The sequence below is a fragment of the Shimazuella alba genome (assembly GCF_009831235.1).
In the GTDB taxonomy this organism is placed as follows: Bacteria; Bacillota; Bacilli; order Thermoactinomycetales; family Thermoactinomycetaceae; genus Shimazuella; species Shimazuella alba.
Genome location: NZ_WUUL01000022.1, coordinates 1 through 21245, shown reverse-complemented (window position 1 = coordinate 21245; position 21245 = coordinate 1). Strand labels below are relative to the sequence as shown.

Annotated in this window: 20 protein-coding genes; 13 read left to right on the top strand and 7 right to left on the bottom strand. The window is 38.5% G+C overall.

What is annotated here, in order from left to right; genetic code table 11:
• Window positions 1-201 precede the first annotated feature (201 nt).
• Window positions 202-738 (bottom strand): DinB family protein, encoded by a 537-nt coding sequence (locus GSM42_RS19740; RefSeq protein WP_237446720.1) that lies wholly within the window; start codon window positions 736-738, stop codon window positions 202-204.
• A gap of 397 nt (window positions 739-1135) precedes the next feature.
• Here GSM42_RS19740 and GSM42_RS19735 point away from each other — a divergent pair, with 397 nt between their 5' ends.
• The 4 genes from GSM42_RS19735 (at window position 1136) to GSM42_RS19720 (ending at window position 5058) form a co-directional block, all read left to right on the top strand.
• The gene (locus GSM42_RS19735; RefSeq protein WP_160803282.1) at window positions 1136-2476 is read left to right on the top strand and encodes a lectin-like domain-containing protein; all 1341 of its coding nucleotides are present in this window, start codon (window positions 1136-1138) and stop codon (window positions 2474-2476) included.
• A gap of 1151 nt (window positions 2477-3627) precedes the next feature.
• A complete protein-coding gene (locus GSM42_RS19730) occupies window positions 3628-4173 on the top strand; it encodes an NAD(P)H-dependent oxidoreductase (protein ID WP_160803280.1) in 546 nt (181 codons plus the stop codon).
• Between the two features lie 19 nt (window positions 4174-4192).
• Window positions 4193-4642 carry a hypothetical protein gene (locus GSM42_RS19725; protein WP_160803278.1) on the top strand — a complete coding sequence of 150 codons (450 nt, stop codon included), beginning with the start codon at window positions 4193-4195 and terminating at the stop codon, window positions 4640-4642.
• Between the two features lie 143 nt (window positions 4643-4785).
• Complete coding sequence (locus tag GSM42_RS19720; protein ID WP_160803277.1) at window positions 4786-5058, top strand: hypothetical protein; 273 nt, start codon at window positions 4786-4788, stop codon at window positions 5056-5058.
• 302 nt (window positions 5059-5360) lie between these two features.
• Here the strand turns inward: GSM42_RS19720 and GSM42_RS19715 are convergent, their stop codons facing one another.
• From GSM42_RS19715 to GSM42_RS19700, 4 genes are all read right to left on the bottom strand, one after another.
• Window positions 5361-5741 carry a hypothetical protein gene (locus GSM42_RS19715; RefSeq protein ID WP_160803276.1) on the bottom strand — a complete coding sequence of 127 codons (381 nt, stop codon included), beginning with the start codon at window positions 5739-5741 and terminating at the stop codon, window positions 5361-5363.
• 415 nt (window positions 5742-6156) lie between these two features.
• A complete protein-coding gene (locus tag GSM42_RS19710) occupies window positions 6157-6879 on the bottom strand; it encodes an ATP-binding cassette domain-containing protein (protein WP_160803274.1) in 723 nt (240 codons plus the stop codon).
• The gene (locus tag GSM42_RS19705; RefSeq protein WP_160803272.1) at window positions 6872-7531 is read right to left on the bottom strand and encodes an amino acid ABC transporter permease; all 660 of its coding nucleotides are present in this window, start codon (window positions 7529-7531) and stop codon (window positions 6872-6874) included. Before GSM42_RS19705 ends, GSM42_RS19710 begins: the two co-directional genes overlap by 8 nt.
• 15 nt (window positions 7532-7546) lie before the next feature.
• Entirely contained in the window at window positions 7547-8296 is a 750-nt protein-coding gene (locus tag GSM42_RS19700; protein WP_160803271.1) for a transporter substrate-binding domain-containing protein, read from the bottom strand.
• A 382-nt stretch (window positions 8297-8678) separates the two neighbouring features.
• On the opposite strand from GSM42_RS19700, the gene GSM42_RS19695 reads away from it, so the two are divergent.
• Window positions 8679-9149, top strand: a complete 471-nt coding sequence (locus GSM42_RS19695) for a hypothetical protein (RefSeq protein WP_160803270.1) — start codon at window positions 8679-8681, stop codon at window positions 9147-9149.
• A 128-nt stretch (window positions 9150-9277) separates the two neighbouring features.
• Here the strand turns inward: GSM42_RS19695 and GSM42_RS19690 are convergent, their stop codons facing one another.
• Window positions 9278-11071: an ankyrin repeat domain-containing protein gene (locus tag GSM42_RS19690; protein ID WP_160803268.1), complete on the bottom strand. Its 1794-nt coding sequence runs from the start codon at window positions 11069-11071 to the stop codon at window positions 9278-9280.
• Between the two features lie 170 nt (window positions 11072-11241).
• Here GSM42_RS19690 and GSM42_RS19685 point away from each other — a divergent pair, with 170 nt between their 5' ends.
• The 6 genes from GSM42_RS19685 to GSM42_RS19660 all read left to right on the top strand — a co-directional run bounded on the left by GSM42_RS19685 (window position 11242) and on the right by GSM42_RS19660 (window position 18042).
• Window positions 11242-12777: an FAD-dependent oxidoreductase gene (locus GSM42_RS19685; protein ID WP_160803267.1), complete on the top strand. Its 1536-nt coding sequence runs from the start codon at window positions 11242-11244 to the stop codon at window positions 12775-12777.
• Window positions 12778-13213: 436 nt separating this feature from the next.
• A complete protein-coding gene (locus GSM42_RS19680; RefSeq protein ID WP_160803266.1) occupies window positions 13214-13696 on the top strand; it encodes an NUDIX hydrolase in 483 nt (160 codons plus the stop codon).
• Window positions 13697-13915: 219 nt separating this feature from the next.
• Window positions 13916-14434, top strand: coding sequence for an NUDIX hydrolase (locus GSM42_RS19675; RefSeq protein WP_160803264.1), 519 nt, complete (start codon window positions 13916-13918; stop codon window positions 14432-14434).
• A gap of 142 nt (window positions 14435-14576) precedes the next feature.
• Window positions 14577-16625, top strand: coding sequence for a hypothetical protein (locus GSM42_RS19670; protein WP_160803263.1), 2049 nt, complete (start codon window positions 14577-14579; stop codon window positions 16623-16625).
• A gap of 144 nt (window positions 16626-16769) precedes the next feature.
• Complete coding sequence (locus tag GSM42_RS19665; RefSeq protein ID WP_160803262.1) at window positions 16770-17354, top strand: DUF4397 domain-containing protein; 585 nt, start codon at window positions 16770-16772, stop codon at window positions 17352-17354.
• 73 nt (window positions 17355-17427) lie between these two features.
• Window positions 17428-18042 carry a DUF4397 domain-containing protein gene (locus GSM42_RS19660; protein ID WP_160803260.1) on the top strand — a complete coding sequence of 205 codons (615 nt, stop codon included), beginning with the start codon at window positions 17428-17430 and terminating at the stop codon, window positions 18040-18042.
• A gap of 225 nt (window positions 18043-18267) precedes the next feature.
• Here the strand turns inward: GSM42_RS19660 and GSM42_RS19655 are convergent, their stop codons facing one another.
• The gene (locus GSM42_RS19655) at window positions 18268-19080 is read right to left on the bottom strand and encodes a sporulation protein (protein ID WP_160803259.1); all 813 of its coding nucleotides are present in this window, start codon (window positions 19078-19080) and stop codon (window positions 18268-18270) included.
• A gap of 469 nt (window positions 19081-19549) precedes the next feature.
• Here GSM42_RS19655 and GSM42_RS19650 point away from each other — a divergent pair, with 469 nt between their 5' ends.
• Window positions 19550-19936, top strand: coding sequence for a hypothetical protein (locus GSM42_RS19650; protein ID WP_160803258.1), 387 nt, complete (start codon window positions 19550-19552; stop codon window positions 19934-19936).
• Window positions 19937-20169: 233 nt separating this feature from the next.
• Window positions 20170-21135: a 4-hydroxy-3-methylbut-2-enyl diphosphate reductase gene (locus GSM42_RS19645; RefSeq protein WP_160803256.1), complete on the top strand. Its 966-nt coding sequence runs from the start codon at window positions 20170-20172 to the stop codon at window positions 21133-21135.
• The last annotated feature ends 110 nt before the right edge of the window (window positions 21136-21245 follow it).

The window sequence follows — 21245 nt, the reverse complement described above, 5'->3', positions numbered from 1 at the left end:
ATAGCTTCGCGTAATTGAATGTATGCTACTCTATTTTGTTTTCAGTTAAAAAGTGGACAGGATTTTGAAAAACCTATCCATCGAAAGATAGGTTTTTCAGTATATCTGTAGAAAATCTACTTAATGATTATAAGGTTTTTATTTTAGTCCTAAAACGAATGTTTAGAGCAACAGGTATCATATTCCCGTTGTAGAGAATATTTATTTTGGTTGTAGAATACCAAGGTATGCTTTCCAAGGACCTACTTCATCTGCATAGTACTTTCCCATCACTCGGACGATCTGAGCGATATGATTGAAGTCATGAACAGTCCAAGTGGAAAGTAGTTCTCTCATGGTAACAATCCCAAAGTCAGGGTGCTTTCCTATGCGATTCAAATCTTCGTTTTCAATTATTAACGTTTGGAGCTGTTGTACGTTTTTGGAGCGGATAGCGGCAAATTCATCAAGGAGCATGGGAAGAGATTTTTCCTTCTTATTCTGAAGATGTGCTTTGCGATCAAAGGCTTCAAAGGTTTTGGAATCTCCATGATCAATAATGGTCTGTACTCGAATCAACCAGTCTGTTTTTTCTCCATGAATCAAATGTCCCAAGACCTCATACGGTGACCACGTATTCTCACCTTCGTTAGCGTGAATCCACTCATCAGGCAAACCTCCTAACAACATGCGCAGTACCTTTGGAGTTTTTGAAAGAATTTCCAATGCATCATTCAGTTTAAATCTCGCCATTGACATTATGCAAAATCCTTTCTTTTCTATATCTATCCAACTAAACAAAGAATCAAGTGGATGCTTTTATTATAGATACTTTTACTAACTCGTTGGACAATTTGGTCATCATGTTCATGTAATGGTTTGGATATTCGCTCCGTTAAAATATACGTGCTGCAGCTAAACATTCTTGCATCTAGTGGGGTTTGAATCAGATTTTCATTGTTTGAAAGTATGAAGTAAGAAACATTTTTCCATTACCCATTTGTAAGGTTAATACTTCTCTCGCTTTTGAAAGATGGTAGAAAACTATTCTAATAGAATTCGATTACATTTATTCCAATTTATATAATAATTTGAAATTTGTATGCTCTTTTAGTATACTAAATATGTAAGTATTTACTATTTTTGGAGGGATTATATGTCTGATAAAGAGTACATGGATATCCGTAATTTGTTTTCTATTAATCCATCTGCTATGTATAATGAATCCACCAGAATTACGACTTTAACACCAAATGAAAACAGTAAAAGTGGTTCTATCGCTGGAACTTCTGCTATCAAACTTCAGCATGATTTTACCTTTGTAGCTGATGTCAATCTGGGTAGTAATAGTAGAGGAGCAGATGGGATTGGAATTGCGTTTCATCAAGGTAAGATAGGTTTTGTTGGGGAAATGGGTGGAGGATTAGGTATATTAGGAGCTCCATCAGGAATCGGATTTGAGATGGACACATATTGGAGTGCTCCAGCCGATGAATCAGGGGACTCTTTTGGACATGGAGCAGTAAAATCCCATCACGCTGGTTTTGTAAGTACAGACAATAGTAAAGGGATCTTAACAGCATTAGCGAATATACAAAAAATAGATGCACCAGATGGGAGTTGGAAGACTTTAACGATCAAATGGGATGCTCGTAACAAAAAACTAACTGCATCGCTTCAAAAAGGTGATCAAACACAAAGCTGGACATTGGACAATCCTGGATTCGATTTGAATAAAAAGTACACCTTTGTTATTGGTGCTGCAACTGGAGCAGCTAAAAATCAACATCAAATTGGCGTTGTTAAATTTGAAGCTTATTTCTCAAAACCGCGAATCAACGCGAAAGATGCAGAAGTGAAACAAGGAACCACTTTTGACCCTCTCCACTATCCTTTGATAGAACTTAAAGCAACAGATGATGTTGATGGAGATATTACAAACAAAATTAAAGTAATTAAAAATACAGTTGATACCTCTAAAGCAGGTGTGTATGAAGTGGTCTATGAGGTCACTAATAGTTATGATGAAAAAGATCAGAAAGGAATCAAAATTAAGGTACCAGTTATTGACGATTTCTGGGAAGATGGAGATGCAAAAGGATGGAAGTTTTTCTCAGGTGAAAAGCTGAATCTTTTAAAAGATAAACAAAATGCATTGGTCGGAGAATGGGTGTTTTACGCTGATAAACACGTAGCAATCTACAAAACAATCAGTTTAGAAAAGGGGCATAAATATAAGGCGGTCATTTGTATTAAACCAGGAGATGAAACCACAATATCTAGCCATTATGTAAAACTATCTCTAAAGGAAAATCACTCTGGTTCAGATAGCCGTACCCTTCTGAGTACTACACTAGATCATGGTGAAAAAATAGAAAAAGGTTATCGAAAATTATCAGTTGAATTTACGACTACTGATAAAGAAACGAATCCATTGTTCATCGTGGAAAACTACGAATCTGGATGGATAGGCTCTATAAAATTAGCAAAAGTATAAAGTGTTTTATTTATGATCGTGAAAACTCAAGTGCTGTATAGCTGTCAGCAAGGTATCTTTTATGATTGGTATTTCTTTTCTAGAGAAATGGCACTTTACCGATTATAATAGATTGAAAATTATTATTGAACTGAAATATCAGACACAAAGAAACCTACTGTTAGTAGGTTTCTTTGTGTCTGATATTAAAAAGGGTGTATGCAAATCTTTTTTCAGGGTTAGAAACTAATTTTGCGCTTGTGGTATGAATTTTGTCACTGGTTACCTATTAATATACCTGTCTATCTCCGAGTAGGTTTATATAATAGATATAATATTCTGATTTAAACTAGAAATGAAGTTTGCTAAAATAAAGTAGACAGCTACAATCAGTCATTAGGAGGGATCTTGGCTAAACAACACTGCACAAAGTGTAATCTGGAACACGACCCAAGAGAGAGGAAGTGCCCAAAACCGAGGAATATTCAGTGTACAAAGTGCAACTGGATGCACATGTCCAATGCAAAGTGCCCGAAAAATCCTAAGTGCGATAAGTGTCATCAGGCTCACAAGGGCGAATGTCCTGACAAACTCCTCTGTTTGAACTGCGATACACGTCACAAACCAAACCAAAAATGCCGTAAGGAAAAAAGTAAGAGAGGCCCACAGTTAGGTACGAAGGTAACCAGCGGTCAGTTGGGGTCAACTCAGAAATGTACCAAATGGGGTTGTAAGGAGCCTGCCGGCTGTACAAAATGTAAAAAGTGTTCCGACCACTATGTTAGGGGATGTGGCTGGTTCCATCGGTAGGTAAGTGTCTCCTTCTCTGTGTATGTGCAGGTGGAGAAGTAGCAGACGCACTCTTGTTTGTGTAATGATTGTACTTGGTGCATAACGCAAAATTCTTCGACCCTTCCTCTAAGAAAGTACTTAGGGGAAGGGAAAATTTTTGTTCGTCTGAAAACTCTCCTATCAGGAGAGTTCATTAGTTCATGTGCTTAAATTTTAATGTTGTTCAAATTCCTTTCGGCGATCTATTAAATCTTTTGGTATAATCAGACAGGTAATCTATCCTTAAAAAGGCGATTTGGGAGTGTTTGAATGGAAAAGTGTTAGGTTTGACACTCTATAACATGAATGCCTAATGAAAGATGGTCTCAGGAGGAAATACAATGAAAGTATATGTTGTTTATGATAGTGAAGGTGGACATACAGAATCTTTAGCAAAAGCTGTAGCACAAGGGGCAAGCGGTGTAGAAGGTGCAGAAGTATATATTCAGCATGTGAATGATGCTGATGTTTATCAAATGGTAGATATGGATGCGATCATTTGGGGGTGTCCTGGTCATTTTGGAACCATCAGTGCAGGACTAAAAACATGGATTGATAAACTAGGTTATTTATGGGCAGAGGGCAAACTGATCGATAAAATTGGTGGAGTGTTTTGTACAACTGCAACACAGCATGGGGGATTAGAAGCTACCCTACTTAACTTGATTACTCCTATGTTACATCAAGGGATGGTTGTAGTCGGGCTTCCAGCTGATGTACCAGAGAATGCATTATATGGATCATATTATGGGGTAGGAATCACCTGTCCAGTAGAAGATACTCCAGGTGTTGCCACCACACTCACTGCAAATGATACTGCTCTAGGCCGAGCATTAGGAAAAAGAGTTGCAGAAGTAACAAAACAATTCGTTGAAAATCGAGCCTAGGTAAGGGAGAGTCAACCCAATGGTTATACCTATAATTTGTTTTGCGATTGCCGCGATTTTATTGATACTGCTTGTTGTTATCAATGTTCGAGCAAGTAGGCAAAAACAAGAAATGGATGTTGTAGAATCACAAGTAAAGCAAGAGCAACTAGATTTAGGTCAAGAAGACCCAGCATCTGAAACTGTTATTCAAAAAATAGCAGAAGAAGTAACTGCAGAAGAAGGTGCACTCGAAAAAGAGAGAATAGAGGATGAAGATAATCAATCGCAAAAGCCAGTTGTAGAGCCAGTCAAAAGCGGAGAATTAGACCAAGAAACAAAGCCTTTTAGAATCGAAGATAGCAGTTACCGTGAGGCATTGAAGAAGTTTCAAGCAAAGAAGCCTGAGCTAGTCAAAGAGAAAAAGCAAATTTCAGATTCTGATTACCGAAATGCGCTACGTTCTATGCAAAAAAAGAATGAACAATAAGCGAATCCCCTTGCTGAGGCGAGGGGATTCGCTTATTTGATTAAAAACAGGTGATTATATCTATTGAAAATGGTTGTTTTAATTATTCAATTCTTGTCCGTTCTTCATAGAATATATCAATCTATGGAAAGGGGGTAAGAAAATTGGAAGTTTCAAACAGAAACCGTCGCCGTTTTAGAACGGAAGTTATTTTTTTACGTCGCGGGCAATCAGCAACCCGTACGTGCGGTTCGTTTTCAGGTAGAACGATCACTCGTAGGCTTCGTCGAGGGGAAGTACTAATCGCAATTTGTCGTTCATCCCGTCGTCGATTTATTTTTGTATGTGGTCGTCCTCGTTTCTCCAGAATAATTTTTTTACGCAGAGGAACAAGAATTACGGTGCGTTGTCGCCGTCGTCGTAACAATAACGATTAATTTTGTTTATTTCCGACTCCAGAAAAAGGGGAGTCGGTTTTTACATATGGAAAGAAGGGTAAATCACACTGCAAATTCTAAACAAAGGAGATTTCATTGTATAAGACAACTAACGGTTTTTTGTATTCATGAAAAGAGCCGCCAATATAAATCAAATTCATGAGGGGTTCGAAGTGACAGAGCTTCTACTCTAGTCCTTTAAATGAATATCATTATATGGTTCATTGCTCCTCGATCACTGGATGCTAGAGTGAAAACCTTTGGTGTTTCTCTTCATAGAACGTCATCCTTCTCTTTCTTAACTAAAGAAAGAATAGTATTTTTAACTTCATGTTATGTTTCTGAACCCCTTTTTGTTGTGAAAAATAAAATGGAAAAATTAGTCGCCCCTCACTCCATAGAATGAGGGGCGCTGGATTGGAGATAGATAACACTAATAGTTGTAAGTGTATTAGAGCTCCACTTGCTTGCAGGATATACACTGCTCGCAAATCATCCAGTTTGAAAGTGAAAGATAACTTGGCAGCCTGTCGCAGAGCCTTCTTGACCCACTCGGGGTAGTGCTTGCTCTTAGAGAGCTGCTTCAACGTTTTTTTGTCCGTTTTGATGATGAAATTGGCAAGACCGTTCATATCAAGGGATTGAACGATCCTGTCAAGTTCGGCGGAACGCTGAATATCCATTCTTCCTTCTTTCTCTCGGAGAATCTCATCCTTGTTGGGAGACTCTTCCCTTCCATTTTATCAAAAAATGTGAATTTAGTTAACTTCGAGATTATACTTATTCCGCCTAATGCATTTAAATAATCTCGAAATTTAAAACGTATATTTATTATTCATAACATTTGAACTCCTAAGCCTTTTCAGCATCATGCAGTTGTTCAGCCAACTTCTTTTGATGGAGGGGAGACTCCGCTTTATTCACACTTACTCCAGTAAAGCTAGGCAGTATAGAGAAAATCTCATGGGTTCATGGTTGCTATTCTGGTTCCAAGTATATTTCGCATTTCTATCATCATTATTATTGCATTTTTTTAGGAGATGGGTAAAAATCCCGTTATTATGCGGTTTATGGTAAGAACCTGTTACTACCCCTTTTTTACAGCATCTTTTCTAAAAATTGGCGCGCTCGCTTTGTACGCGGTTTGGAGAAAAACTCATCTGGAGAGAGATTTTCTGTTAATTGTCCTTCGTCTAGAAAACAGATTCGATCTGCTACTTCTTTAGCAAATGCCATCTCATGAGTCACAATAACCATGGTGATACCTGTATGAGCTAAGTTTCGAATAACTTCTAGAACTTCTTTTACCATCTCAGGGTCAAGGGCAGATGTGGGTTCGTCAAACAGCATAATTTCCGGTTCCATTGCTAATGATCTTGCGATCGCAACACGTTGACGCTGCCCGCCAGAAAGACGAGCAGGATAAGAATCAGCTTTGTTGGTCAAATTTACTCGTTCCAAAAGTTCTTTAGCCTTTAAGATAGCTTGTTTTTTGGGAATATTTTTCACATGAATAGGAGCATATATCATGTTTTCTAGCACTGTCATATGTGGAAACAAGTGAAAGTGTTGAAATACCATACCGATGTTTTGTCGTATTTTTTGGATATCCATCTTTGGGGATGTGATTTCTTGATTGCGAATCAGTATTTTTCCTTGATCAGGTTGTTCCAATAAATTTAAACATCGGAGCAAAGTTGATTTTCCAGATCCAGAAGGCCCAATAATCGCACAAACTTCCCCTTGAGCAATGGATAGAGAGACATCTTTCAATACATGCAAATGACTGAAAGATTTCCATAAATTGTGGACTTCAATCACTGCGACGCATCCTCCTTTCTAGTATACGAGCAACCCAAGTTAGCGAAATGATCAAAATGTAATAGATGAATCCCACTAATAGAAGTGGTTCAAAATATAAGTATTTTTCAGCTGCCACAATATTTGCCCGACGAAGTAAGTCAGTTGCTCCAATAGTAGAAACCAGTGCGGAGTCTTTTAAGAGCGCAATACTCTCATTGACAAGTGCAGGTAATATATTCTTAAATGCCTGTGGCAAGATAATATCCCACATCATTTTCCGATAAGGAATCCCTAAAGCTATTGCAGCTTCTCGTTGTCCACGATCAACAGCAGCTATTCCTGCACGAATTGTTTCTGAAATATATGCTGCTGAATTCAATGTAAAAGTGATTACTCCAGCTTCCAGAGCGGTAATATCGTAATGGAAGAGCTGAGGAGTAGCAAAATACACAAGTGTTAACGACAAAATTAAAGGCAATCCACGAAAGATAGAAGTGTAAAAAACGGCGAATCCATTTAAGATTTTATTATGAGATATTTTGAATAAGGCCAGTACAACACCCCAGACAAAGCCGAGGATTGCGGATAATAAAGTGAACTCTAGTGTAATGAAAAGACCTTGAAGGATATATGGGATTATTTCTAAGATGAGTTCAAAATGTAGATTCAAAGTATAGCACCACCTTTAAGAATTTTGGAACCACTTTTTCACAAGCTCGTCCATTTTTCCACTATCCTTCAATTTTTTTATGACACGGTTGAAATCTTTCACATACGGTGATCCTTTTGGAAATGCAATAGCAGACCCCGTCGGTTCGCTATTTTTTAATTCTGTAAATGCTAATTCAGGATTATTAGTTGTGTACCCTTCCGAAATGGTATTTTCAATAATTGCAGCATCAATTCGACCGGCTTTTAATTCTTGAATGATTTCTGGAACCTTATTGATAGAAACTACTTGTACACCCTTCATTTTTTTTGCTTCTTTTTCTTGAATGGATCCAAGTTGTACACCCACTTTTTTTCCTGCAAGGGAGTCAGATGTAGTAAGGCTGTTATTTTTTTTGAAGATGATTGTGTTCTTAGATTCGTAGTAGATATCAGAGAAGTCCACACTCTTTTGTCTTTCAGGTGTTGGGGTCATACCAGACATAATAAGGTCTGCACGCTTGGACTGAAGAGCAGGTATAAGTCCGTTAAAATCCATATCTTTTACTTCAATTTTTATATTTAGTTCTTTTGCTATCAATTGTGCTAATTCAATATCAAAACCGACAATCTTGTCTTCTCCGCTAGAAGTATCATGAAATTCGTATGGTTTATAGTCAGCGGATGTGACCATGATCAGTCTGTCTTTGGAACTACTACAACCTAATAGTAAAGTTGTACTAAGTGTGACTGCCAATCCAGCTTTTGTGATGGTTTTCCAATTCATTATGAAAATGTCTCCTTTATATTAATAATTTGAATATGACGCAAGCTTGTAGAACATGAGATGTTGTTCATAATAGAAGATAGATCAAAATGTATTTAAATACATTGTGATGCATAAAAATATTATATTCGTTTTTTTGTTTTAAGCAATATGAATCTTTTTCCTTTTTGTTTTCTCTTATATTAAAGTGGGTTTGTATTAATTCTGTTACTAGTGGTTTCTTTTTTTATACATATTTATTAATAAATATACAAAGCATAAATCAGGACTCATAGCATGAGAATAGAAAACAGCAAAAATATTTTATAGAATATATAATCTCTCAGATATCTTCAGTAAAATAGGAAGTAAGTTAGTTCGCTTAGGAAGAGGGAGCATTCGCATGCCAGTGCTATCCGATCTGTCTCGTATTGTTTTTGTCCTTTGCAAATCCAAATGTTCACAGGGGAAAAGGTATTTTTTGACCATTTGTGATCTCAGTCCACATGACATTTTGCTGCTGATGAACCTTCTGTTTTTCGTCTGGAAAACAAAGTGGCCGGTGGTGAAAGAGATTTGGATGAACCGGTTTCTTGCTTTGTGTGATCTCGGTTTGTTCTTTGCCATGATTCACGCAACTGCCAGTGTCGTGTACTACTGCACATATGTCGTTTCCCAGCCTACAGGGCATATTATTTTTTATTCCATTGTGGTTCTTTACTTCATTTATCTGATTCACATGATCTGGCGTAAGGAACAGCGAAAGAAGGAATCTGAGCAGAAGGAACGCGAGGTGAGTGGAAAGGGAAAAATTGCTCAACGGAATCAAAACGAAGTAATGAGCTTGGAGAAGGAACTTGCACATGCAAAATAATGGGATGTAGATCCCTTTCCTAGGTGTGCGTTGGTTGATTGATTCGTCAGATCCAACCAACGTGCCTGTATATAAAGGAAATGCCATATAAAAAAGGAACACATCAATAAGAGATGTGTTCCTTTTCTCTATGATATTTCATTGTTATAAAAAGAGGTTTGCCATAACTCATCTAACCCAGTCTGTAAACATTTTTTACTATAGGTGTATAGTTGCCGGACGGGGTGACCTTCTTCGATATTATCCAAGGTGAATTCAGTGATCAAATCTTCTTCTTGAATGATATTCCTAGTTTCTTCTAGCAGCTCGTTCGGACAGCGGAAATGAAACTGGGTATAATCTACACCCGATTCTTCATCCCACCAGTTGATGTAAGTCATCCATGCATCAGGGTAATCTGAGTGGAAAGCGAAATATTGAGTTACCGTCATGATTTCTTCTTGATCCACTGTTTGCAAAATAAGCTCATCACGTGAAAAAAAATAAGTTACTTGATCGGCAGGAGTCTCATGGATCGCAACATAACGATTGTGAAACCCAAATTGATAGGCAAATGTTAAAAATTTATTTTGATTCCAGCGAATAAAAACAGCGTCATTCCAGTCGTCATCATGAAAAAAATGGGTGAAATCACTTGTATCGTGATGAAAATCTTCAGGTTTAGGTGGGAGAGGGGTTTTTGGGATAGGAAGTTCTTTTGCTTTCATAGTATCTCTCATTGCTTCAATTGTCTTTGATCTTCGGTTAAACACTGCCCATGTATACGCAGAAAAACCAGTGTCATCCGTAGAGATAACATCTGCACCCTGTTCGATCAACCTTTTTACCAGTGTTGTATTGCCTCGTCTGCTCGCTGATAAGATAGGGGTCACGTTTTTCTTATTTGGCTTATTGACATCCGCTCCTAGTTCTATCAAGCACTCTACCATCAACTGATTATCCATATCGACTGCTTTTAACAAAGGGGTTTCATCTATTTTACTGATAGAATCTAAAAATTCTGGTCGATGTTTGACTAATGTTTTCACTATTTTTGGGTATTCTTCTGTCGTTTGATCTACCCTTCTTATCGCATCGTGTATGATATAGTCTTTAACCAACGGAGCTCCATAAGAAATTAACTCTTGTAGCATCGCATTATTCCCGACATTTACAACTGCTTCCCAGCAAGCATCATCTAATTGTGCAGGGGTAGCTTTTGCTCCATATTTGTGCAGTGCTTGTATCGTAGCGACATTATAAGCGGAGCGGTATAAGGATACACGACTGTGTACATTTGGATTGGCTCCATACTGTAAGAAAAGATCCACAATTCGATGATAGCCAATATAGATAGCATGGTACAGAGGCGTATCTTCCCATCGGTCTACCTGAAAGTCTTCATGGTTTAGCAGATTGGGATCGACACCAGATGCAAGCATATATCGTATAGCCTGTTCTTTTCCCTGTCGCGCTGCATCATAAAGAGAAACATTTTGCAGATTTTGGTCTATTCGTTTCTGTGCGTTTTGTCTATTTGTGATAAATACATCGCAGGTAGCAGGGGTAGAAGCTATTTGGTGAGGTTTCTGACCCCAACGATTTGTTACGTGGACATTTGCGCCGTTTTTCATATAGACAGTAGCAGCTCCTGTAAAACCTTCATAAGCAGCTAGGTGTAGTGGGGTATTGCCCCATTCATCTTTTTCGTGGACGGAAAGCCCTTGTTCGATCAGGAACGTTGCCATTCGCTCCGTTTGACTAAAATACAGAAGGGTAATACCATTGGCTGTCTTTTGGTTAGCTTGATCTGGATATGTATACAATCTTTCTTTTACTTTTTCCAGATCATCATACCGCACCAAACTACACGTCTCCCAAAATTCCTTATCTTGTTTATCGATGTGTCTAAGAAATCGAATGGTAAGCACTTCCTTTTTCATTAGAATACATGCATTTCTATCTATAGTGAGGGTTTGCTTTGTAATTTGCAAGGTAAGTGGTGATTTTAAGATAAAGTATTCATAGGATTGGGTCATGCATAACATTTTTGTTTTCGGTGAATTTTACCAAGGAGAGAATGAATAATTGCATGGACGATGGAGGATGTTAGATGAACACTCAATTACCGATTTATCCTGAGCCGTATTGGCGAGATCCAAATCCTTTTCAAAGCTATTTTAGGTTAAAAGGTGATAGCCAAACTGATGTAGTTGTGATAGGAGCGGGTATTGCTGGGATAACAACCGCATACTTGCTTTCTAAAGAAGGGAAAAAAGTGATTTTGCTCGATGCAGGCAAGGTTGGAAATGGGACAACTGGTCATACCACAGCAAAAATAACAGCTCAGCATGATGTTATTTATGATGAATTGATTCAACATTTTGGCTCAGCAAAGGCAGAAGACTATTATCAAGCGAATATGAAAGCAAAAAAGTTCATCGAAGATACGATTCAGCAACTCGCGATCGACTGTGACTTTAAACAAGAGGATGCATATTTGTATACGATCGAAGATGCAAATATGGAGAAGCTAGAGAAAGAAGCAAAAGCCTATGAAACACTGGGGATAAAGGGGGCATATGTGGATAAATTACCACTCGATTTAGGACAAAAAGCTGGACTGATCATGCCAAACCAGGCCCAATTTCATCCTCTTCGATATTTACGAAGTCTGCTGGATCAGTTTATAGCATCAGGGGGACAAGTTTTTGAAAATACCACCGTGGTTGATGTGGAAGAAGGACAATCTCCTGCGGTTATCACCCGTGATCAGCATAGAATTCACTGTAAACAAGTAGTCATATGCTCGCACTTTCCCTGTTATGATAAAGGGGGGTATTTTGCCCGTCTTCATGCAGATCGTTCATATGTATTAGCCATTAAACCCGAAAAGTCGTATCCGGGTGGTATGTATCTTTCGATCGATAATCCAGCTACTCGTTCTTTGCGAGAAGTAACCATTCATGGGGAACAGTATGTATTAGTTGGGGGGCAGTCGCATAAAACAGGTAAGGGTGTTTGTACGATGGAGCACTATGAAATCCTGGAGAAATTCGCTAAAGATACATTAGGGATTAAGGAATATCCATATCGCTGGTCAGCTCAAGATTTGATTACATTAGACAAAGTCCCCTACATAGGTAGATTAACTGCAAAACATGAAAATATATTTGTGGCTACAGGCTTTCGCAAATGGGGAATGTCACACAGCACGGTATCAGCTCTGTTGATTACAGATTTGATCATGGAACGAGATAATCCATATGAAGCTTTGTACGATCCATCGCGTTTTCAAGCTGACCCTAGTTTAAGAACATTAATAGTCGAAAATTTGGATGTTGCTGGATCTCTCGTTGCTGGTAAAGTTGGATTGACATTTAAAGAACCGGCCGACTTAAACCCCGATGAAGGCGCAATTGTCATGGTAGGTGGAGAAAAATGTGGCGCATATCGTGATGTGGATGGAGCCTTGCATGTCGTAGATGCAACTTGTACTCACCTAGGCTGTGAAGTGGAGTGGAACCATGGAGATAGAACTTGGGATTGTCCTTGTCATGGTTCCCGTTATTCTACAGACGGAGAAGTGATAGAAGGTCCAGCTGAGAAGCCGCTTGCTCCAGTAACAGTAGAGTCTGGTGAACAATAATAGAATATTTATCCCTCGTAGTCGGCTGTGGAAAAACAGGGTTTCATCTACTATGAGGGATTTTTTATGTAGAAAAACAGAAGTATTTCATAAATAGTAGGGATAAAATCGGTATTCGAAACGGTAAATTGTAAATTTTATGTGAACGAGATGGATAAGGATACCATAATGAGCAGGTATATGTAATAAAACAGTAAAAATTATGATTAAATAGCATATATTTTTCCAGTGAAAAAAGATAAATAATAACAGTGAATATATGAGTATTTTACGAGGTTACATCCAAAAACTACTTGGTTCATAGACTTTTTATTGTATTTTAATACGTTAAAGCGCTGAAATTGAGATTGCATTTTTCAAAATTTTAAAAAGGACTTGCTTGTTAATACGCTTACAAGTACCATAGAAGTAGGTTGCTATTTGAGAAAGGCTTGATATGTTTTTTTCACCACAGAAAGAGCCTCGTAGGATAGCAAAAGTTGTCCTCATCGATATGGGTGATCTTGCAAACCCCATACGTGACCCGAATATGTGGAAGGTACTTGTTCTTCAGCGAATCGAGCGTGATCGCAGACCAGAATCTCAACAAGGCCTTGATTTTCCTGGAGGTACTGTAAGAAGGAGTGAATCTTTCAAACAAGGTGCTGTTCGCGAAACGCGAGAGGAAACAGAACTCAGGATAAAAGTAGAGGATCTGAACTTCCTTAAGAGACAGGAACTAAAGCTGGGAAGTGGATTTATTCACTGGTTTGTGACACCATATACAGGTGGACAAGTCAAGCTCAATCCAAAAGAACATGAAAAGTTTTACTGGATCGAAATCGGTCAGTTGAAAACGGTTGCCCCTTATCCTCCGAAATGGATGATGAGGCTGATTCGTTTGGGGGTTGATACTCTTGAGTCGAAGCGATTTAACTAACGAATCAACTGGACAGTAGAACAAGGATCTGCTGTCCAGATCGCCATTATTTTTTTACTACTATTAAGCAAGCCATGCCAATGAGAGGTATGGCTTTTTCATATCATGAAAACTTTTTTCAAAGTAATAGAAACAATTTTTTATATTTGAAAAATACTTGCGATATGTCTGATCTGCAAGTTACGATAACAGTAGATCTCTACAGCAGAAAGGCAAACCATGACTACGGCTGTAAGCCCACTGTTGCTGAAAGAGCAACTGAAGACGAAGGTAATGAAGGTAGTGGCAAAGGCGGTCATCTATCATGTCGGAGATGATCTTACTAACCCTATCCCAGAAACTGATCAGTGGAGAGTTCTTGTTCTGCAGCGATTCCCAGGTGATTTCAGACCAGAGTCTCCAGATGGTCATGATCTCCCTGGTGGAGTTGTGAAAAAGGGCAAGAAACTTCGTTATGACATCGAGAGGGCCCGACTGGTTCGGAGGGTTTTTGGAGAAACAGGGATTTCCCTGTCAACTCATATGCTTCGTTACATCAAAAAACGTTCTCTTCCGAATCGGCCTGGAACTGTTTCCTGGTATGGAGCAGCGACTACCAGCACCGAAGTAAATCTTATTAGTCATGTGTCTTTTGACTGGGTAGAAATTGGAAATCTGGAAGCTGCAAATCTTCCAGATTGGATGTCAGAGGTAATTCGTTCAGGTGTCGATGTGGTACATAACCAATTGACAACCTAGCGAGTTGCTTCCCGGGCAGAAGGAATATCCATAGTTTTTCTGCCCGGATCGATATTATTTTTCTTTTAAACATAGATATTTGATAAATGGAATTCCAAAATCTAGGAATAAGATAGATCAATGTAGCAAGACTAAGAGTATCATGAAAAAATCTGATAGAAATAAAAAACGCAGTGTCTTTCGATCTATTCTATTTTATGTTGGTCTAGGTATTGGTGTGTGGTTGCATGGAACAGTTTATGCAGATGAAATCGTAGATCTAGGTCCGCAAGTCTCCGATCTTACGCTTTATAAATCAGCTTTTGGAAAAGATTCAAAAGGAAAACCGGTCGTGTATGCTCCTATTGTTGGAAATCCAAGTAAATTGGTCATAGCAGATTTGCAAACAAGAAAAGTCCAAAAAGTGATCCCTATTCCTGGTGCAAAAGGTGTGTGGACGATTACAGTAGCAACCGATGGGAAAGTTTGGATAGGCGCATATAGCAATGGCCACGTTTATCGCTATGATCCAATCACAGAAGTACTGACAGATATGGGCTTTTCTCCATCTGGGAGCAATGTTTTATATGGGTTAACACCAGGTAAAGAGGGAACAGTTTATGGCGGTTCCTATGGATCAGCGAAAGTTTTTGCTTATCATACAACAGGGAAGTCGCTTGATCTTGGTTCTGTATTTCCAGATGTCTATGCAAGGGATTTAGCATTGGATACATCCAATAACGTTTTGTATGCTGGTATTGGTGCTGTACGAGCAAATGTAGTGAGATATGATCTTATTTCTGGTGTAAAAACGCCTATTCTCCCAATGGAATACCAAACAGATTCATTTGCGTATGATCTAGATTTTGTGGGGAATAAATTATTTGTGAAATTAGAGCCCTCTTTCCGAGAACTTATTTTAGATCCTGTTTCTGGGAAACCAGATATCGTGACGGATGGTGTTACCAAAAAGCAGCAAGAGTATTTTCCGATCGGTTCTCGTGGTGTGTCACCACTTGCCCCTGATGGAAGATCCATTTATTTTTCATATAAATATCAGCTTTATCGATACGATATCAACACAAAAATATATGAACCTGTCCCTGGCGCATCGTTGGCTAGTAATGTAATCAGTTGGGGTTGGGAAGAGTTTCATAACGAACCAAATTTTCCGGGGAAAACACTAGTTGGGATGGTTGGAAATTATGATGGCAGGGCTTTTCGCTACAACCCAACTACAGGTGTTCATGAAGAGTTTTCGCTACCTTTTCCTCCCCAACCTTTGGATCTTTATCATGTTATTGCAAGCCCAGATGAGAAAGTATACTCCAGTGCTTATATCAACGGTTCTTTGGGAATATATGATACCAAAACAGGAAAACACAATCAGTTTCCTGGATTGGGCCAAGTGGAAGGATGGATTTGGGACCGAAACAAATTGTATGTCGGTACCTATCCTGAAGGAAAAATATTGGAATATGATCCTAGTAAATCTTGGCGAGTGAAACAAAATCCAAGTATGCTTTTCAGTTTAAAGGATCAAGAGCAAATTCGACCGCTTTCCATTGTGGCGTACGATGAGAAGTTATTTATTGGGACAAGGTCAGAATATGGTACTTGGGGAGGTGCACTCTCCATTTATGATCTAGTTAAAAAGGGCAAGCCAAAAGTCTTTCGGAATATTGTTCCTGATCAAACAATCGCTACACTTGCTGTGAAGGATAAACATGTATGGGTTGGAACGAGCATCGAAGGCGGGGATGCAACATCTCCGAAAGCTTCTAAGGCTGTACTTTTTGAATTTGATCCCAAGACAAATAAAAAGCTAGCCGAGTATAATCCATTGGTCGATGGAATTCCTCTTCGTATCAGTGGACTGACGGTTGGACCAGATGGGAAACTTTGGGGTGTATCAGATGGAATTCTATTTCAATTCGATCCTAAGCGTAAGAAAGCGCTAAGACAAGCTTCCTTAGTTAGGGGTGGTGTTTCAACAGGTGCATCGCTCGTTTTCCATCCCAATGGATATTTATATGTAACAACCGATGGTAGTTTGTTTAAAATCGATCCGAAGTCTTGGAAAGTGTGGAGGATTCCTTACACTACCAACCTTTATCGATTGGTTTTAGTAGGTCAAGATCTCTATATGAAAGCTGGACCCCAAATAAATATTGGCGTTAATCTAGTTAGATATACGCCTGAAAATAGATGAGCAATCCTTTCATTGGATTGCTTTTTCTTTTTGATAAAGTGTTTTAAAAGCAAGATGTACAGTAAGTTTTCTTTATATTTCTAACATGGGCAGCCTCTTTTTAGCATAAAGGTATATAGAGCTGTGGATGAGGGGGGAGATGTGGTGTCAGCAGGGGTTAGAATTCTTCATGCGAGTACACAGATGGGCGAATTTGATGTCTATATTAACGATAATTTATGTACCAAAGCACTTCCTTCTACAGCTATAACCCAGTACATTCAACTGCCTGCTGGAGATAACTGGGTTGAAGTATTTCGCATGGGAGACCAAACAAAAGCTATTCATCGTCGGATGATATCTGTGAGGGAAAACAGATGTTATACCGTCTGTTTGCAGCCGAAAAAAATATTTGTAGTGGAAGATGGCTTGCTAAAACCGAATAATAGTTCAGGTCCATATCTCCGGTTTATACATCTTCTGACAAGGGGACCTAATATGGATTTGGTCAACATAAGTGGGTCTTGTTTTTTTTCCAATAATGGATATATGAGTGTTAGTCCATATCGTGCCATTCTTCCACAAACTACGAATTTTTCACTGCGTATTTCAGGTACAAAGAATATCGTCTTTCACTCTCCAATCTATCGTTTGGAACCAAGTAGAGTTTTTTCTGTATATGTAATGGGTGAGTCACCCGAATCTAATTTACGCGTTTTAATTGTGCGGGATCGAGAGGGGCATGTTTGATAGAAGAAAGCATACAAATAGAATTTATGTAAATAAACAAAGAGGAGTGCCGATGTTAGGAGAGAGGAGATGAGTGAAAGAGAAAGTGGGAAATGAAAAACAGATCGGAATAGAGCGGTATATTCCTACTTGTCGACTGTTACATGCTTCGTCTGTTTTGCCATCTCAAGTTGATATATATATAGATCATAGAAAATGGATCAGCTCTTTGGCCTTTAGTCAAATAACACTCCCATTTGCAGTTCCCGCAGAAACATTTACTATCATCATTACGAAATTGATGCATCCTGAACAAATCATATGGCAAACAACTGTAAATCTCAAAGAGATAAGATGCTTTACATTGGCTTTAACAGAGAAAAACAGTTGTCCATATCTATCTGTGTACATAGATGATCCTGTTCCGGTTATCGGTAGAGCCAAGCTCCGTATGGTTCAATTGGCTCCTGATACTTCACCGATCAGTATTTCTACAGATCAAGTAGTTTTATTTTCGGATGTAAGGTTTGGCGATGCTCGTTTTTTAACCCTCCCTTCTTGCCAATCACCATTATTTTTTCGTTTAGCAAATACGGATCAAATGATCTATCATGTTCCAAAGTTACACTTCGAGCAGGGTAGAGTATATACGCTTTTTATGGTGGGCAGAAGAAAAAAAGCACCTAAATTTCGTCTTTTACTTTTATAAGAGTGGCAGGGATTTTGTTGTGGAGGATGAAGTGGAAAAAGTGACACAATACTATTTTCTAGTAAGCCATCATTGTGATTGTTTATCGCATCACCTCGATAGGTATGCCGAAGAGTATACAATAAGCACTACATATGAGTAAAACAGTACCTCCTATACAAGATAGCCATTATTCCCATAAGAAAAAATCTTTATTAACAAAAAATAAGCTACAACATCCGTAGCTTATTTTTTACGGGGATCAAACTCTCGGACAAGATCATTAACAAATTTGCCCATTGCACCCACAAAAGAAGATTTTGGTGATGAATTTTTCTTTTGTTCTTTTCCTTCCACTAGCTCAAACAGGGTATGTTGTAAATAAGATTTACATTTACCTAAGTCCTCAAGTAAAGAGAGGGGGAGGATGATTTCATGATGTTTTTCATTCATTCCAAAAAATGAATGAATATGAAGGGTCAGCAACAGTCGTATTTGATCAGGATCTAAAGCGACAATAAAGGACATACGCTCTAACTTGTCAAGTAAAAAAGTAGTAGGAGAAAAGATAAATTCTTGTGTTACACCATTAAATAAACGGGAAGAAGAATGTTCTTGAAAACCCAATTGCTCAAATGCTAACAAGGCTTGCATCAGGTCGAAGGAAGGGGTAACAATAATTTCATCTCTATCTGACGAATCAATGCCACTTTGGATATCTAAATGTGTTGTGAGATAGTAGGAGGCTGAAGGACTTGTGACTAATAAGTCTTCTGGTATAGGTAGTTCAAATGGAACTACGCGCTGTTGTCCGGGTTGGATGAGAAAGGATGCTTGATATGGGATGACTGCGATTAAATGTGTTATGGTCTTATTGTCTTTTGTTTTCAATTCAAAATATAATTCAACTTCTACTTTATTGATAACTTGTTCTACTGCTCCCCCTTTTAATACCAACTCACCTTTAACTTGACCGCCAAGGGGGACTTCAGCTTGAAACAAAACTAAATCAACCTGAGCCGATCCTTTTCCTAATTTGGCCATCATTTTCTTAAACATGGTAAATCCACATCCTTGTTCGCACACTATGTATTTATTTTACCATAGAAATAGCCTTTTGATTTGGTTGTGTACAGGTTAACAAAGATTAATGGAGTTATTCTTGTGATATTGTGGTGATTATTGGGTTTTAAAGGTGATTTTCGTGTATAATAAGGTGGAATTTGTGAAAAAGAGTATCAACATTTTATGACGATTTAGTAATAGATCACCATTCGTCACTAAAAAAATATTATAGTATGGAGTGAGGATAATCACCTAAGGATAAGGAGGTTATGGTCAAAAATGAATGAATCTTTTCTGGACTCATCTGCTCTACTTATATTTTCTATGGGTATTTCATTTGTACTTGCAACCTTGTATATTCGTGAGCGAATCAAGAATTCATCTAAATCATAAAACGGTTACCTTGCCTATAGGGCAAGGTTTTTTCATGAAGGGCTTGTCTTTCATGCATTGTTACATGTAAGTGTGCACAACAAAAAAAGGCGGGACTCCCGCCAATAATATTACTAGCATCCACAACCAGTATCATGATGATGATGAGAGGAAGAGGAAGACTCCCGGCGATAAGAGGAAGATTCACAAGGATTATCACAAGGGTTGTGATGATGTTTATGATGACGGTGCTTCCATTGTTCTTTGCACCATTTCATATACATTCTTAGCATTTGTGTTTCATAGCGATGACACATTTTCATGTGACGATACATATGATGTAACATTTTTGGATCACATGGTAGTTGATGCTGTGGTCTATAATGATGCTTTGGTGGTTGATATGGTGGTTGATACGGCGGTTGATGTGGTGGTTGATACGGTGGTTGATATGGTGGTCTTTGTATTGGTTTCATAGGAGGCATTGGTGGTAAAACAGGTTTCACGGGTGGTCTTTGTTCCATCGTTAATCACAATCCCTTCTGTTTGATGACACGATATCGTATGTATGCCTTCAAGCAAATGTACCTGTTCAAATCGCCCAACTTTTGGGTTATATTGTAATGGTACGTGTATCGATTCATCATTTAACAAGTTTGCAACCTTATTTGGATTAGATATAATAGTTTTGACTACTGGGAGGTTTTTCAGATGGATGTGAAAAAGATAACTCCGCGTGGCTATTGCTATGGTGTTGTAGATGCGATGGTATTAGCTCGACAAGCTGCGCGTAATCTAGATTTACCACGACCTATCTATATTTTAGGGATGATCGTTCATAATAAACATGTAGTTGATGCATTTACAGATGAGGAAATCATTACACTGGATGGTCCAAATCGCTTAGAGATTTTGGAGAAGATAGAGAAAGGAACCGTTATCTTTACAGCTCATGGTGTGTCTCCTGAGGTTCGTATGCGAGCAAGAGAACGGGGATTGACGATTGTAGATGCAACTTGTCCAGATGTGACGAAAACCCATGACCTGATTCGGGAAAAAGTAGCAGATGAATATCACATCATCTACATCGGGAAGCAAGGACATCCTGAACCAGAAGGGGCACAAGGTGTAGCGCCAGGCTATGTACATTTGATCGAAAATGAATCCGATATTGAAGATCTTGCATTCCCAGATGATGTAAAATTGCTTGTCACCAATCAGACGACCATGAGTCAATGGGATACAAAACAGCTAATGAATAAAGTACTAGAGAAATTTCCAAGAGTAGAAATCCACAATGAGATTTGTCTAGCTACACAAGAACGTCAGGAAGCTGTCGCAGAACAAGCAGTTGGTACGGATTTGGTAATTGTTGTAGGAGATCCAAAGAGTAATAACTCCAACAGACTTGCTCAAGTATCTATGGATATTGCAGGTGTTCCAGCATATCGGGTAGGAGATGTGAGCGAAATTCAACTAGAGTGGCTGGAAGGAAAAAAGTTGATAGGTGTAACTGCTGGTGCTTCTACTCCTACTCCAATTACACGAGAAGTTGTTCAATTTTTGGAGCAGTTTGATCCACAAGATGAATCGACCTGGGAGAGAAAACGCACTGTAAATCCGAAAAAAATTCTTCCTCCAGTGAAAAAGAAAAAATCTGTATCCACACCAAAATAAGCCCTTGTTAGGGCTTGCAGACCGAAGAAAAAGCACTTCTGAAATTCGTTTCAGAAGTGCTTTCGTATGGGAAAGGATAAATTTTTGCACGAAATCATCAAAAAATCGAA

Excerpts from the sequence above, each read along its gene's own strand:
- GSM42_RS19700 (WP_160803271.1), bottom strand. The coding sequence starts at position 8,296 with ATGAATTGGAAAACCATCACAAAAGCTGGATTGGCAGTCACACTTAGT.
- GSM42_RS19655 (WP_160803259.1), bottom strand. The coding sequence starts at position 19,080 with ATGTTTAAGAAAATGATGGCCAAATTAGGAAAAGGATCGGCTCAGGTT.
- GSM42_RS19645 (WP_160803256.1), top strand. The coding sequence starts at position 20,170 with ATGGATGTGAAAAAGATAACTCCGCGTGGCTATTGCTATGGTGTTGTA.
- GSM42_RS19690 (WP_160803268.1), bottom strand. The coding sequence starts at position 11,071 with ATGAAAAAGGAAGTGCTTACCATTCGATTTCTTAGACACATCGATAAA.
- GSM42_RS19685 (WP_160803267.1), top strand. The coding sequence starts at position 11,242 with ATGAACACTCAATTACCGATTTATCCTGAGCCGTATTGGCGAGATCCA.
- GSM42_RS19675 (WP_160803264.1), top strand. The coding sequence starts at position 13,916 with ATGACTACGGCTGTAAGCCCACTGTTGCTGAAAGAGCAACTGAAGACG.
- GSM42_RS19670 (WP_160803263.1), top strand. The coding sequence starts at position 14,577 with ATGAAAAAATCTGATAGAAATAAAAAACGCAGTGTCTTTCGATCTATT.
- GSM42_RS19735 (WP_160803282.1), top strand. The coding sequence starts at position 1,136 with ATGTCTGATAAAGAGTACATGGATATCCGTAATTTGTTTTCTATTAAT.
- GSM42_RS19695 (WP_160803270.1), top strand. The coding sequence starts at position 8,679 with ATGCCAGTGCTATCCGATCTGTCTCGTATTGTTTTTGTCCTTTGCAAA.
- GSM42_RS19730 (WP_160803280.1), top strand. The coding sequence starts at position 3,628 with ATGAAAGTATATGTTGTTTATGATAGTGAAGGTGGACATACAGAATCT.
- GSM42_RS19680 (WP_160803266.1), top strand. The coding sequence starts at position 13,214 with ATGTTTTTTTCACCACAGAAAGAGCCTCGTAGGATAGCAAAAGTTGTC.
- GSM42_RS19715 (WP_160803276.1), bottom strand. The coding sequence starts at position 5,741 with ATGGATATTCAGCGTTCCGCCGAACTTGACAGGATCGTTCAATCCCTT.
- GSM42_RS19740 (WP_237446720.1), bottom strand. The coding sequence starts at position 738 with ATGTCAATGGCGAGATTTAAACTGAATGATGCATTGGAAATTCTTTCA.
- GSM42_RS19725 (WP_160803278.1), top strand. The coding sequence starts at position 4,193 with ATGGTTATACCTATAATTTGTTTTGCGATTGCCGCGATTTTATTGATA.